Source organism: Bradyrhizobium forestalis (assembly GCF_002795245.1).
GTDB classification, from domain to species: domain Bacteria; phylum Pseudomonadota; class Alphaproteobacteria; order Rhizobiales; family Xanthobacteraceae; genus Bradyrhizobium; species Bradyrhizobium forestalis.
Map to the genome: position 1 here is coordinate 39,186 of NZ_PGVG01000039.1, position 13,489 is coordinate 52,674.

13 protein-coding genes and 1 pseudogene are annotated in these 13,489 nt (G+C 65.0%); 6 read left to right on the plus strand and 8 right to left on the minus strand.

Annotated elements, in window-relative coordinates; translation table 11 throughout:
• Window positions 1-137: 137 nt before the first annotated feature.
• On the minus strand, window positions 138-797 hold the full coding sequence (locus CVM73_RS31610; protein WP_100235690.1) for a DedA family protein: 660 nt from the start codon (window positions 795-797) through the stop codon (window positions 138-140).
• A 297-nt stretch (window positions 798-1,094) separates the two neighbouring features.
• Between CVM73_RS31610 and cobS the strand changes: the two genes are divergently transcribed.
• The 5 genes from cobS to CVM73_RS31635 all read left to right on the plus strand — a co-directional run bounded on the left by cobS (window position 1,095) and on the right by CVM73_RS31635 (window position 7,278).
• Entirely contained in the window at window positions 1,095-2,093 is a 999-nt protein-coding gene (cobS, locus tag CVM73_RS31615; protein ID WP_100235691.1) for a cobaltochelatase subunit CobS, read from the plus strand.
• Between the two features lie 186 nt (window positions 2,094-2,279).
• Window positions 2,280-4,184 (plus strand): cobaltochelatase subunit CobT, encoded by a 1,905-nt coding sequence (cobT, locus tag CVM73_RS31620; protein ID WP_100235692.1) that lies wholly within the window; start codon window positions 2,280-2,282, stop codon window positions 4,182-4,184.
• Window positions 4,181-5,263 (plus strand): esterase-like activity of phytase family protein, encoded by a 1,083-nt coding sequence (locus CVM73_RS31625; protein WP_100235693.1) that lies wholly within the window; start codon window positions 4,181-4,183, stop codon window positions 5,261-5,263. The genes cobT and CVM73_RS31625 overlap by 4 nt, the downstream gene beginning before the upstream one ends.
• Window positions 5,264-5,623: 360 nt before the next feature.
• Entirely contained in the window at window positions 5,624-6,736 is a 1,113-nt protein-coding gene (locus tag CVM73_RS31630) for an NADH:flavin oxidoreductase/NADH oxidase (RefSeq protein ID WP_100235694.1), read from the plus strand.
• 134 nt (window positions 6,737-6,870) lie between these two features.
• Entirely contained in the window at window positions 6,871-7,278 is a 408-nt protein-coding gene (locus CVM73_RS31635) for a hypothetical protein (protein ID WP_100235695.1), read from the plus strand.
• A 41-nt stretch (window positions 7,279-7,319) separates the two neighbouring features.
• Here CVM73_RS31635 and CVM73_RS31640 read toward each other — a convergent pair whose 3' ends face one another.
• The 7 genes and pseudogenes from CVM73_RS31640 to rpmB form a co-directional block, all read right to left on the minus strand.
• Window positions 7,320-7,565, minus strand: a complete 246-nt coding sequence (locus tag CVM73_RS31640; RefSeq protein WP_167407165.1) for a PilZ domain-containing protein — start codon at window positions 7,563-7,565, stop codon at window positions 7,320-7,322.
• A 260-nt stretch (window positions 7,566-7,825) separates the two neighbouring features.
• Window positions 7,826-9,211, minus strand: a complete 1,386-nt coding sequence (locus tag CVM73_RS31645) for a T6SS phospholipase effector Tle1-like catalytic domain-containing protein (protein WP_100235697.1) — start codon at window positions 9,209-9,211, stop codon at window positions 7,826-7,828.
• A 248-nt stretch (window positions 9,212-9,459) separates the two neighbouring features.
• Window positions 9,460-10,002, minus strand: a complete 543-nt coding sequence (locus CVM73_RS31650; protein ID WP_100235698.1) for a hypothetical protein — start codon at window positions 10,000-10,002, stop codon at window positions 9,460-9,462.
• Window positions 9,999-10,235 carry a hypothetical protein gene (locus CVM73_RS31655; RefSeq protein WP_100235699.1) on the minus strand — a complete coding sequence of 79 codons (237 nt, stop codon included), beginning with the start codon at window positions 10,233-10,235 and terminating at the stop codon, window positions 9,999-10,001. Before CVM73_RS31655 ends, CVM73_RS31650 begins: the two co-directional genes overlap by 4 nt.
• Window positions 10,236-10,292: 57 nt before the next feature.
• Window positions 10,293-10,431, minus strand: a pseudogene (locus CVM73_RS41845) (phospholipase effector Tle1 domain-containing protein); the annotation flags it as partial.
• 209 nt (window positions 10,432-10,640) lie between these two features.
• Window positions 10,641-11,177: a hypothetical protein gene (locus CVM73_RS39430; RefSeq protein WP_146006689.1), complete on the minus strand. Its 537-nt coding sequence runs from the start codon at window positions 11,175-11,177 to the stop codon at window positions 10,641-10,643.
• A 429-nt stretch (window positions 11,178-11,606) separates the two neighbouring features.
• Window positions 11,607-11,915, minus strand: a complete 309-nt coding sequence (gene rpmB / locus CVM73_RS31660; protein ID WP_100235700.1) for a 50S ribosomal protein L28 — start codon at window positions 11,913-11,915, stop codon at window positions 11,607-11,609.
• Window positions 11,916-12,422: 507 nt separating this feature from the next.
• Between rpmB and CVM73_RS31665 the strand changes: the two genes are divergently transcribed.
• Window positions 12,423-13,262, plus strand: coding sequence for a DUF3108 domain-containing protein (locus tag CVM73_RS31665; protein ID WP_100235715.1), 840 nt, complete (start codon window positions 12,423-12,425; stop codon window positions 13,260-13,262).
• The last annotated feature ends 227 nt before the right edge of the window (window positions 13,263-13,489 follow it).

The following is a 13,489-nucleotide window of genomic DNA, read 5'->3' on the forward strand; positions in this document are numbered from 1 at the left end:
CAGCGCGGATCCGTAGCGGATCGCAATTTGGGCAACGGAGAGCTCTGTTTGCCCGCCTCTTGTGCGGCGTGCTGTTCGGCCGCCGTGCTCGAGAGGAGCAAGGTCGAGGCCGCGACCGGACGCCGGGCGTCGCGCCATCAGGCCCGCGGCTTGGCTTCCGCGACCGCGCCGCCATTCCGCCGGCGATAGATCCACACAGCCAGCCCCAGCACGATCGCAACCCCCACCACGGTCAGAATCCAGATGTGCTTGCCGACATGTCCATGATGATGCAGTCCGGCATATTCGTGCAGCGCCGACACCGCCAGCACGCCCGGCAGCACATGTGCGGGCGCCCAGGCCAGGATCGCCGGGATGTTCACCGCGTAGAATCTCGCGGGCGCCATGCCCAGTGCGCCGGCGGTCACGGGGACGAAGGCGCGGACGGGCGGGACGAAGCGGGCGAAGAACACGGCCCAGGTGCCGAAACGGTTGAAGAAGCTTTCGCTCTCCGCGACCACGCGCGGATAATTGGTCAACGGCCAGGTGTTGAGGATCTCGCGCTGCCGCCGGTGCCCGATCCAATAGGCCGAGCCGTCGCCCAGCACCGCGCCCAGCGCCGCCGCCAGCAGCACCCATGGCAGCTGCAGCTCGCCGCCCGGCACCAGGGCGCTCAGCGCCAGGATGATGGTGGAGCCGGGGATCACCGATCCCACCACCGGCACGGCTTCGAGCAGCGCCGCCAGGAACAGGGTCAGATAGCCCAGCCACGCATGGGCCGAAACGAAGGAGATGAGGGGATCGAGGAAGGACGTCACGTCGTCTCTGTGGCGGGCTGGCGCGCGGGGCTTTGAACCCTACATAAGGAGAACCGGCGAAATTTGCCATTCGCATAGGCTGGGCCGTTTCCCCCGGGTGCGAAATGCGGGCGTGATTCGCAAGGCAGCCCTCCAAAATCTGCGTTCCTTGCCTATCTAAATGAAAAGACAATGGAACTTTGATTGGAGGGCGGGCTTCTGCCCGCCACTTGTCTCTGATAGGTTGCTTTCCAGCACCCAGCCGCAGCCAACGTGCGAATAACCGGTTTCGGGACCGCCCGGGACCTCGGAGGATTGATGACGACCGCCGCCCTGTCCAAAGTTGAGGAAGTTTCCGGTCTGCCCGACATGAAAGTGTCGGTGCGCCAGGTGTTCGGGATCGACAGTGATCTCGAAGTCCCGGCCTATTCCGAAGTCGATCCTCACGTGCCCGAAGTGGATTCCGATTACCGCTTCGACCGCGCCACCACGCTGGCCATTCTCGCCGGCTTCGCCAAGAATCGCCGCGTGATGGTGACCGGCTATCACGGCACCGGCAAATCCACCCATATCGAGCAGGTCGCCGCGCGGCTGAACTGGCCCTGCGTGCGCGTCAACCTCGACAGCCACATCAGCCGTATCGACCTCGTCGGCAAGGACTCCATCGTGGTCCGTGACGGCAAGCAGGTTACCGAATTCCGCGACGGCATTTTGCCCTGGGCGCTCCAGCACAACGTCGCGCTGGTGTTCGACGAATACGACGCCGGCCGCCCGGACGTGATGTTCGTGATCCAGCGCGTGCTGGAAGTCTCGGGGCGCCTGACGCTCTTGGACCAGAACAAGGTGATCAAGCCGCACCCGGCGTTCCGCCTGTTCGCGACCGCCAACACCGTCGGCCTCGGCGACACCTCGGGCCTCTATCACGGCACCCAGCAGATCAACCAGGGCCAGATGGACCGCTGGTCGATCGTCACCACGCTGAACTATCTCAGCCACGACGAGGAAGTGGAGATCGTGCTGGCCAAGGCCAAGCATTATCGCACCCAGGAGGGACGCGACATCGTCAACAAGATGGTGCGCCTTGCCGACCTCACCCGCAACGCCTTCGCCAACGGCGATCTGTCGACGGTGATGAGCCCGCGCACGGTGATCACCTGGGCAGAAAACTCCGACATTTTCGGCGATATCGGCTTCGCCTTCCGCGTCACCTTCCTCAACAAGTGCGACGAGCTCGAACGTCCCCTGGTCGCCGAATTCTACCAGCGCTGCTTCAACGCGGAGCTGCCGGAATCGGCGGTAAATGTGGCGCTGAGCTGAGCTTTGAGATGTCGTCCCGGACAAGCGCAGCGCTTGGCAACGCGAAGCGTTGTCGAGGGCGAAGCGCAGATCCGGGACCCATGACCACCGGCTGTGGTTTTGCGAAGATTGGGCCATCAGTGTGCTCACTAACTGCTCCCTGTGGCTATGGGTCCCCGCTTTCGCGGGGACGACGGTGAGATCGAGATGAGCACCACCTCCAACTCCAAATTCCGCAGCAACAAGGAAGCGCCGACCGAGCCGTTCAAGCGCTCGGTGGCCTCCTGCCTCAAGGCGATCGCGAAATCGCCCGAGCTCGACGTCTCCTTCGCCGCCGAGCGCCCGGGCCTTGCGCCGGGCAAGGCGCGGCTGCCCGAGCCGGCGCGCAAGATGACCAAGCGTGACGCCGCCGTCGTGCGCGGCCACGCCGATTCCATCGCGCTCAAGCTCGCCTGTCACGATCCCAAGGTTCACCGCAAGCTGATGCCCGGCAATCCGCAGGCGCGCGGCGTGTTCGAGGCGGTGGAGCAGGCTCGCGTCGAGGCGATCGGCGCGCGCCGCATGGCGGGCGTTGCCAAGAACCTCACCGCGATGCTCGACGACCATTTCCATCGCGGCAAGTTCGACGAGATCACCGACCGTGCCGACGCGCCGCTCGCCGATGCGCTGGCGATGCTGGTGCGCGAGCGCCTGACCGGCCTCGCGCCGCCGACGGCGGCGAAGAAGATGGTCGACCTCTGGCGTCCGATTCTCGAAGACAAGATCGGCAGGCGGCTCGACCGGCTCGACGGCGTGGTCGAGGACCAGGCCAGGTTCGGCGACGCCGTGCATGATCTGTTGTCGGCGCTCGAGCTCGGCGACGAGCGCAACGCCGACAGCGAGGACAATGACGAGAACGACGAGAACCAGGACGGCGACAACGATCAGTCCGGCGCCGAGGGCTCGCCCGATTCCGACGCCGCGCAGGAGATGAGCGCCGACCAGGCGCAGGCGACGAGCGAGGAGATGAGCGAGAGCGCGATGGAAAGCGCGCAGGCCTCGACCTCCGACACCTTCGACGACGGCGAGCTCGGCGACGACGAGACGCCGGGCGAGGCGACGCGTCCGAACGCGCATGGCAGGAACGAGCCGCGCGGGCCGGAGTACCACGCCTTCGCACCGAAGTTCGACGAGGTCATCGCGGCGGAAGATCTCTGCGACCATGACGAGCTGGAGCGGCTGCGCGCCTATCTCGACAAGCAGCTCGCGCATCTGCAAGGCATCGTCGCCCGCCTCGCCAACCGCCTGCAGCGGCGCCTGATGGCGCAGCAGAACCGCGCCTGGGAGTTCGACCTCGAAGAGGGCATCCTCGACCCGGCGCGCCTGTCGCGCGTCGTGACCGATCCCTATCACCCGCTGTCCTTCATGCACGAGAAGGAGGCGACGTTCCGCGACACCGTGGTGACGCTGCTGCTCGACAATTCCGGCTCGATGCGCGGCCGCCCGATCACGGTCGCCGCGACCTGCGCCGACATTCTCGCGCGCACGCTGGAGCGGTGCGGCGTCAAGGTCGAGATCCTCGGCTTCACCACGCGCGCCTGGAAGGGCGGGCAATCGCGCGAGGCCTGGCTTGCCGCCGGCAAGCCGGCCAATCCCGGCCGCCTCAACGATCTCCGCCACATCATCTACAAGTCGGCCGACGCCCCCTGGCGCCGTGCGCGCAAGAACCTCGGCCTGATGATGCGCGAGGGTCTCCTGAAGGAGAACATCGACGGCGAGGCGCTGGACTGGGCGCACAAGCGCCTGCTGGCGAGGGCCGAGCAGCGCAAGATCCTGATGATGATCTCGGACGGCGCGCCGGTCGACGATTCCACGCTGTCGGTCAATCCCGGCAATTACCTCGAGCGGCACCTGCGCCACATCATCGAGGAGATCGAGACCCGCTCGCCGGTCGAGCTGATCGCGATCGGCATCGGCCATGACGTCACGCGCTACTATCGCCGCGCGGTGACGATCGTGGACGCCGAGGAGCTCGGCGGCGCCATCACCGAAAAACTCGCCGAGCTCTTCAGCGAGACCAACACGGCGCCCACGCAGGCACCCGCCCGCCCGCGACGCAAATTGCATTCGTGAGCACGCTTTCATCCCGCCGCAGCTTTCTCGGCTTTGCTGCGGCAGGATTTTCAACTCTCGCAGTCTCCGGCTTGGCGCGGGCGCAAGGTGCGGCCGAGCCGCCGCCGCGCGCGCAGGTCGAGCACGCCGTCGCCGCGCCTGTCAGCGTCGAGGTCAACGCGCGCGCCATCCCCAATTTCGAGCCGCGCGACCGTTCGCGCACGCGCTTCGGCTCGCTGGAATATCGCAGCGGCCTGGTGTTGACTTCGCCCTATCGCGGCTTCGGCGGCCTGTCCGGCATCCGCTTCCTCGACGGCAAGGGCGAGCGCTTCCTCGCGATCTCCGACCAGGGCGGCTGGTTCACCGGCAGCATCCGCTATTCCGGCCGCGACATGGCCGGGCTCGCGGAGGTCGAGGCCGCGCCGCTGCTCGGCGCCGAGGGGCGGCCGATCACGGACAAGCACCTCTGGTGGGATTCGGAATCGATCGCGCGCGACGGCAACCTCGTCTATGTCGGGCTCGAGCGCGTCAACCAGATCCTGCGCTACGACTTTGCCAAGGGCGGCACACGCGCCCGCGGCGAGGTGATCGCCGTCCCGCCGGCCTTGCGCAAGCTGCCCTACAACAAGGGGCTGGAGGCGATGGTGGTCGTGCCCAAAGGCAAAGACCAGAACATGCCGCTCGCGGGCACGCTGATCGCGTTCTCCGAGCGCGGGCTCGATGCCGACGGCAATCTCGTCGCCTTCCTGATCGGCGGCCCCACGCCCGGCCAGTTCAGCGTCCGCCGCACCGAGAAATACGACATCAGCGATGCCGTGCTGCTGCCCTCCGGCGAGCTTCTGATCCTCGAACGCAAATTCTCCTGGTTCACCGGCGTCAACATCCGCATCCGCGCCATCCCCTTGACGTCGATCGCGCCGGGCGCGCTGGTCGACGGCCCCGCGCTGTTCGCCGCCGATCTCGGCCACGAGATCGACAACATGGAAGGCATCGACGCCCACGTCACCACTGAGGGCGAGACCGTGCTGACGCTGATCTCCGACGACAATTTCTCGATGCTGCAGCGGACCTTGCTGCTGCAATTCACGCTGGCGGAGTAGCCCCACTGTCGTCCCGGACAAGCGCGCCTAAAGCGCGCGCAGATCCGGGACCCCCGCGCGAGCGCTTGCGCTCGTCGCGATACTCCCGGGAAGAAGTCGTTGCCTGACGCCGGTAAATTCGAGTCGCCGTAACCACGTCTCCCTGTGGTTATGGCGACGAGCGCAAGCGCTCGCGCTGGGGTCCCGGATCTGCGCTGACGCTTGTCCGGGACGACAGCGGAATGTGTGGCGCCATCTCGCGTCCAGCTTCGATTGCGGAAATGCACGCCGAGGCTACCGGCCATTCCACCGCGCGCCTAGCAATCCGCGCGTCCCTCACTACACTCCCTCCATCGCCCTCGATCCCCCGGAACTCCCCGCATGAGCGCCCTGTTTAATCCGATCAAGCTGCGCGGCCTGACCTTGAAGAACCGCGTGATCGTGTCGCCGATGTGCCAGTATTCGGCCGATGACGGCGTCGCCACCGACTGGCACTTCACCCACATCAACAATCTCAGCCTGTCGGGCGCTGCGATGTTCTGCATCGAGGCGACGCATGTCGAGGCGATCGGCCGCATCACGCCGGGCTGCCTCGGGCTCTATAGCGATGCCTGCGAAGCGGCGCTGAAGCAGATCCTGAGCTCCGTGCGCAAGCATTCCTCCGCCGCGGTCGCGATGCAGCTCGCCCATGCCGGTCGCAAAGCCAGTAGCGCGCGGCCCTGGGACGGCGGCCAATTGATTCCGGAGGGGCAGGGCGGCTGGCAGACGGTGGGGCCGTCAGCGGTGCCGCACAAGGAAGGCGAGGCCGCGCCGCTGGCGCTGGATGCGGCGGGCCTCAAGCGCATCCGCGAGGCCTTCGTCGATTCCACGAAGCGCGCCGCGCGGCTCGGCATCGACGCCATCGAGGTGCACGGCGCGCACGGCTATCTGCTGCATCAATTCCTCTCGCCGGTCTCGAACCGGCGCACCGACGACTATGGCGGGTCCTTTCAGGCCCGCCTGCGCTTTCCGCTCGAAGTGTTCGATGCGGTGCGCGCCGCCTTCCCAGCGGACAAGCCGGTCGGCATGAGGGTGTCGTCGACCGACTGGGTCGAGGGCGGCTGGGATCTGGCGCAGACGATCGAATTTGCGCGAGCGCTGAAGGCGCGCGGCGTCGACTGGATCGATGCCTCCTCCGGCGGCGTCTCGCCGCTGCAGAAGATTCCGCTCGGCCCCGGCTATCAGGTGCAGTTCGCAGAGGCCATCAAGCGCGAGACGGGATTGCCCACCATCGCCGTCGGCCTGATCACCGACGCTGGGCATGCCGAGGAGATCGTCGCATCCGGCAAGGCCGACATGGTCGCGCTCGCCCGCGGCATGCTCTACGACCCGCGCTGGGCCTGGCACGCCGCCGCCGCGCTCGGCGGCGAGGTCGAGGCCCCGCCGCAATATTGGCGCTCGCAGCCACAGGCGCAAAAGGCGCTGTTCGGCAAGACCACGTTCGGGGCGAGGTGAGGTCTTCGCCTCCAGCGCGAGCGAAGCTCGTCGCGGGGAGAGGGAGCTAAGCCGATCGCTATAACCTCCTCACCTTCCACGCCCCCCAAAACTGTCCTAACCTCTCCGCATTCAACGCCTCGCGGAGGCCGGCCATGCGTTTTGGTGTTCGTAAAACTGCCCATGTGTTCGAGCGTGTGGGTCTTGCGATGGCGGGGGCGGCGTGCGGATTGTTCGTCGGCGCCTATGTGGGATCTGCGATCCCCACGCTCACCACGCAGGGATTCCTGCTGCTGATGATGGCGTTGGGGGCCGTCGGCTTCTATCTCGGCATCGACACGCCGCAAATGCCTTTCGACGATGCACATGGCGAGATCGACGCCGCGGAATTTCTGAGCGCGGCCGGCACGCTCTGCGCCACGCTGACCGCGCTCGCCTCGGTCGCCGTGATCGTGCTCCGGCTCGATCCGCACATGGCCTGGACCTGGCTCGTCTTCGCCGGCTGGATCGCCGGCGTCGCCATGCAGATCGTCGCCGGCGCCAAGGCCCGGATGCGGAAGTAGCTTCTTTCTTACCCTCCCCCTCCAGGGGAGGGTAAGATCCCCTAAAACACCACGCCCACCCGCGTGCCGCGCTTCCAGGCGATGCGGCAGCGCTTCTTGGTGTTGACGTGGAGCAGCTCGAAGCGATCGGGAATCTTCACCTGTCCGCCGAGATCGACGCAGGCCCCGCCGGGCGAATAGTCGATCAGCGTGCACGGGATCACCGGCGCGCGCGGGTCGGTGATGATCTTGGCCTGTCGCGACACCAGCCCTGCGGGCTTCACGCGGACATATTTGCGCGGATGCATTGGCACGTCTCCTCCAATTCCGCAGGTATCGCGGCGGGTGGTTTGTCCCAATGATGGAAAAGAGATGATGCGATCAGGCTAAGGTTGGCGGGAGAATTTTAATGAAAAGTGTCGGCGAAAGCAGAAAGCGGCGGTAATGGGTTGCCACCCGCCCCGGGAGGGGGAGGGTCGGCTCGCATCGCGTAGCGAGGCGAGACGGGGTGGGGTGATCTCTCCCCTCGGGCAGCGCCTCCGTGGAGAGACCGTCACCCCACCCCGTCTCACATGTCGCTCTGCTCCATGTGAGCCGACCCTCCCCCTCCAGGGGAGGGTGGCAGCACGCCCTCATCGGCCGCCGCCTCGGCATGCTGCGGCCCCACCGGCATCGGCACCGTCACATACGCCTTCGGCAGGTTCACCGGCCGATAGTTCGGCTCCACCGCCATCCGCTTCAGCACGCTCTCATGCACATGCGCGCCTTCGGGGATGACGCGCGGCTCGCAATCGGGGATGTAGAAGCCGAAAGTGACCTTCCGCTCCGGCCATTCCTTGTACTTTGCGCTCTTCGGCAAATACTCCAGCACGCGCCAGGCCGCATTCATCGAATCGTGCAATTCTCCCGTCTTCCCCGTGTAAGCGGGCTCGACATATCTGAACGGCGAGTTCTTGCGCTGGATGCCCCAGGCGAGCTGGTTCACCGTGCGCGGGTTGAACTTCAGCCCGGCCTTCTCGGCCTCCTCGATCATCCACACAAGCGGATATTTGGAGTCCCCGCTCTCGGCTTCCGGATAGCCGCCGCCGACGTCGCAATGCACGCCGGCGAACCACACCTGCAGAATGTCCTGCGGCAGCTTCTTCTCGTCGGGCACGTAGCGGTTGCTCCAGAACTCCTGCGGCTCCTCGTACTTGTTGAGGCGGAACATGCGGCGCCGCTCGTCGATCGCGATCGCCTGCCGGAAGATCTTGACGCTCGGATCGCGCCGCGTGAAGGCGAGCTCCTCCAGGCTGAACACGAAGAAGAAATTGTCGCGCCGCGGCACGATCACGCTCGCCACCGTGTCCCAGACGCCGATGAAGTGGATGGTCGGCCAGCGCGTCGAGGTGATGCGCGCGAACTGCGCGGCGAGGTCGAATGCGTCCTTCGGCAGCGGCCCGCTCTCGTCGAAAGCGACGTCCTTGAGGTCTTCGATGTCGTTGCCGCGCCCGGTGCCGGAATATTGCTTGTAGGCGACCATGCCCGAGCCTGCGAGGTTCGCCTGCTCCGGCGAGATCAGGCCGATCTTGTGGATCAGCCCCGCCAGCACGCGAACCGTGTAAGCCCCGCGCGAAAAACCGAACAGATAGATCTTGTCGCCGGGCGTGTAATGCTCGGCCAGGAAGCAATAGGCCGACAGCACGTTCTCATCGAGCCCGTAGCCGGTGGCGAGCCCCAGCACCAGGTTGATATTGGCCTTCCAGCGGTGCCACGTCGAAGGCTCCGTCACCGTGCCGACACCGGGATCGTAAAACACCAGCTGCCGCGGCTGCGTCTTGTCCGTCTTGCGCAGGCAGCGATACAGCTTCAGGACGTTGGAGATGTTCTCCGAGATCTCGTTGCCGGTCCCGTCACAGCAGATGACGAGGTTTTTGGCGGTGGGGTTGTGGTCGGTGCTGGCCGCGTGCTCCATGGGATGCGCCTCCGGGTGATGCTACCGGGACGAGTATAGCGGAAAATGGTGGAAGCGACCGTGACGATCGACAGGGCGCGCGAAGATTTATGCGGAGGGTCCCGGCACCTCCAACATGAGGACCGACCATTGTGCCGCAAACCAGGTCCTCATCCTGAGGGCCCGCCCAAGGCGGGCGTCTCGAAGGATCGCCGCAAGCAAACTGTTCGCCACACCATACTGATATGCGATGCCGCTGCATCCCGCACTCACGCGGCCTGGTCGAGCTCTTTCTCGTACGCTTTCAGGCTTCCCTTCAGCGCATCTTCGAGCTTGCCGGCGCGCGACCGGATCGCTTCGTTGGCCGCCCGCACGGCGGCCGCCGCGATCGCCTCGTCGCGGCTGAGCCTGTCGTGCTGAAACAGCCATTTTGCCACCGTGGCCCAATCCCAGAGCGGGCTGTCGGACGTCACGCGGGCGACCGGCGCGGGGAAACCCCGGCTGCGCTGCCCCTTGGAATATTGTGTCATCGCCGCGCGCGTCATTCCGCTTCGCGCGGCGATGTCGGAAAGGCTGACGAGCGGGTCGGGCTCGACGCGATCGATCCTGGCGCCGGCGGCCTGCACGTTACGCACCGCCGAGACGATGGCCTCGCCGATGGATTTCGCCTCGCGCGTGAAATCGACGATGATGTGGCCCTTCTGGAACGCGATCGCCGCATCGTCGCAGCCGGCATCATAGAAGCGCTGCTCGAAATCCTCGGCCTCGGGATCGAGGCCCGATGCGATGATGCTGAACTCGAACCTCTTCACGGGCCATCCTCCGTTCCATGCGGGCAGCGCGCGATCGCCCGCATCACCTGCCGGGCGTGGTCTTCCGGGTTCTTCGGTGTCCCGTTCACGCCAACCTGGCAGCCGTCGCGGCCGGCATGCGGGCAGAACAGCCGCCCCCAATGCCCCATCTTGCGCCAGCGCCAGCCCTTCCGTTCGGCCTCGGCGACGACCGCCTCGATCTCCTTGTGCGGATGCCGCGGCCGATCAGCCATGCTGAGGCAAGAGGATAGGGCGGGTGTTAACAAATGTCAACATGTCGGCGACTGCCTCTTGTCGGCCTTGCGCAGGCGGCGATAGAGCTTCAGGACGTTGGAGATGTTCTCCGAGATCTCGTTGCCGGTGCCGTCTCAGCAGATGACGAGTTCGTTTGGGCTCGGGTTTGTGGTCGGTGTTGGGTGCGTGATCCACGGGATGCGCCTCCGGGTGATGCTACCGGGGCGAGTATAGTGGAATTTGTTGAGGTTGGTTGATCTCTTCGTGATGATCTTGTGGGCTCACACGGGAATTCGGAGCCTTGAGCCGCCAGCGCCGCGTCAGTTTGGCGAACTCGTTTGCCTGCAATGCGACGGGAGACGTCAGCTTTTGATGTCCCGTCAGGTATCGTTGTGAGACTTTCGTCAACGGGATGTTTCTGTCCAGCCATCCTTGCCACGTTTTCCGACGCAGATGCGCCCGATAATGCTCTTGGTCGAAACTTCGTAGAGGGCGCCGACCTGATTCACACGAAGGCCAAGCAGAGCTCTTGACTCGGACGATGTTGCCAGGTGCCGATTGTCCGGCGAAATAATTGCAGCCTCGACCCGGTACTTTCCGCCGTTCTTGGCTGACGCGAGTTGGTTAGCAACTTCTGGCCATGTTTCGATGCCATCCGAATTTCGGCGAACACCATTTAGTATCTCGATTAGGGGCTGAAGCCGGTAAGGTGCGTTTGGCGTCATGAACTCAATGTGGATCGAGAGCCCGGTTAGGTCGCAGGTTCGAATATCATCTGGATGGGCTGCGCGGCCACTCCACGCGCATGTTCGCCGTTCGGTTGGTGTACAGAATGTTCCGGTCGATGATCGTTGAGCGATTTGCTCCAAGAGCCTGAGACCAGATAAGCTGCTGCTCACGAAGTAGCGCTTGAGCGCGCGCTTGCCGGTTTCCGAGACCAACGTCGTCCGCGAGCAAAGTTACCGGAAGACGGCGACAGAATGTAATGAGGTTGGTTACTTGGTGATGGTAGGGAGTAAGACGATCGCTCCACCTCGGCGTTGATTTAAAATCTTCCGCTCGATCAATAACGATAGGGTCGGTCAGATCCCACTCGAGACCCGCTCGGTAAACTCGATATTCGTCGGGCTCTTTGCTCCGGCTAAGAATCTTCGACTTAAATTCAGTGGCGACGTCCATCCTCCCGCCCCAATCTAAGACTTGCTCAACCACAGGATGCTCGGTGCTACCCTCGCGGGCAAGTGGCACTTTCGTCGGTGAACCGCACAAAACAAAAACGGCCGGATCTTTCGATCCGGCCGTTACTCGAACTCTACTCGGCTAAGCCTACGCCGCGCGACGCAACCTAGCCCCCGCCCAATTCTGAAATCTCAGCTCGCCTTCTTCTCCGGCTGCGCGTCGCCGACCTTCTTCTGGATGGCGCGCTTCAGCTCGACGGCGCGCGGGGAGAGCGCGTCGGTGTTGGCCTTGAGCAGGAAGGCATCGAGGCCGCCATTGTGGTCGACGCTCTTGACCGCGTTGGTGGAGACGCGCAGGCGCACGTTGCGGCCGAGGGCTTCCGAGATGAACGTCACGTTGACGAGGTTCGGCAGGAAGCGGCGCTTGGTCTTGATGTTGGAGTGGCTGACCTTGTGGCCGACGAGGGGGCCCTTGGCCGTCAGTTCGCAGCGGCGAGACATGGCAAAAATCCTTATCCTAAACCCCCAACGATGTGCGGCCGCCATTTTCGGGCGCCACGGGGGCGAATTCTCTGTCCTTGCAGGGAGCGGGCGGACGTATAGGGGGGAAGGGGCCTTGCGTCAAGTTTTTGGGCGGGGATTCGTGCCCCAAGAAACGTGTCATCGCCCGGCTTGACCGGGCGATCCAGCACTCCGAGACGGCTGTGTTGGCCAGAGAGGCCGCGGCGCACTGGATGCCCCGGTCAAGCCGGGGCATGACAGCGGAGGGCGGGGGAGGTTTGGAGCCCCCGGCTACCTCTTGATCACCAAAACGGCAATGATTAGCGCGCCTTACCATCACATAAAGGGCGTATTCGCCGCCGAAGAGTCCGTGGAGTTCCCAGGGCCATGACGCCCTCACACATTGTTTGCCGCGGTTTTTGGCTTAAGTAACAGCGCATCGCGCCCCGATTGGATTGTTTCGTGCTGACAACGCCCCTTTTTGCGCAAGACCTGCGCCCGGCCCGCCTGCGGCTGGCCGGCAGGCTGGCTGCCTTTTGCGCGCTGGCCCTGGCGTGGGTCTTGGCGTGGAGCGCGGTGCCGGCCGCGGCGCAAGGCAAGCTCGAGGCGCAGTATGAGGCCTCGCTGGCCGGCATTCCCGTCGGCAAGGGCGCCTGGAACATCGATATCCAGGACGACGTGTTCTCGGCAGCCGCCGCCGGCGGCACCTCGGGGCTTTTGAAGTCGTTCACGGGCGGGTCCGGCACCGGCGCGAGCCAGGGGCGCATCGTCAACGGCGCGCTGGTTGCGACCGGCTACCAGGCCTCCACCACCACCCAGAAGAAGACCGAAGAGATCCGCATCACCCTCGACAAGGGCAATGTGAAGGATTTTGCGATCCTGCCGGAGCCGCCGGTCGATCCCGACCGCATCGTCGTCACTGACGCGCATCGCCGCGGCGTCTGGGACCCCATGACGGCCTCGCTGCTGCGCGTGCCCGGCGCCGGCGATCCGGTTACGCCCGAGGCCTGCCACAACGCGGCTCCCGTGTTCGACGGCCGCATGCGCTACGATCTCAAGCTCGATTTCAAGCGCATGGAGACCGTGAAGGCGGAGAAGGGGTACAAGGGCCCGGTCGTGGTCTGCGCGCTCTATTTCGTGCCCGTGGCCGGCTACATCCCCGACCGCCCCGTGATCAAATACCTCGCCGCCCAGCGCAACATCGAGATCGCGTTTGCGCCGGTGGCGGGCACGCGCATCCTGGTCCCGTTCTGGCTGAAAGTGCCGACGCCGCTGGGCCCGGCCATGCTGGAAGCGACGAGCTTCATCACCTCGCCCCAGCCGCCAAGGGTGGCGAAGACGCAGTAAGGTCTCTCTCCGCCGTCATTCCGGGGCGCGCCACTTGGCGCGAACCCGGAATCCATCAGGCCACGGAGGCTGCCGCGCGATGGATTCCGGGCCCGCGCCTACGGCGCGTCCCGGAATGACGAGCGGTTATTTGGCTCGTGAGAATGTCTTGTAGATTCAATCACTTACCTACTGTGCATGGGGTTGTTTTCGCAACTTTTGTTTTGCCAGCGTCCGCAGCCGGGGAA

Bases quoted from the DNA above. Each gene is read 5' to 3' on its own strand.
- cobS (WP_100235691.1), top strand. From the start codon at position 1,095: ATGACGACCGCCGCCCTGTCCAAAGTTGAGGAAGTTTCCGGTCTGCCC.
- cobT (WP_100235692.1), top strand. From the start codon at position 2,280: ATGAGCACCACCTCCAACTCCAAATTCCGCAGCAACAAGGAAGCGCCG.
- CVM73_RS31630 (WP_100235694.1), top strand. From the start codon at position 5,624: ATGAGCGCCCTGTTTAATCCGATCAAGCTGCGCGGCCTGACCTTGAAG.
- CVM73_RS31635 (WP_100235695.1), top strand. From the start codon at position 6,871: ATGCGTTTTGGTGTTCGTAAAACTGCCCATGTGTTCGAGCGTGTGGGT.
- CVM73_RS31640 (WP_167407165.1), bottom strand. From the start codon at position 7,565: ATGCATCCGCGCAAATATGTCCGCGTGAAGCCCGCAGGGCTGGTGTCG.
- CVM73_RS31645 (WP_100235697.1), bottom strand. From the start codon at position 9,211: ATGGAGCACGCGGCCAGCACCGACCACAACCCCACCGCCAAAAACCTC.
- CVM73_RS31655 (WP_100235699.1), bottom strand. From the start codon at position 10,235: ATGGCTGATCGGCCGCGGCATCCGCACAAGGAGATCGAGGCGGTCGTC.
- rpmB (WP_100235700.1), bottom strand. From the start codon at position 11,915: ATGTCTCGCCGCTGCGAACTGACGGCCAAGGGCCCCCTCGTCGGCCAC.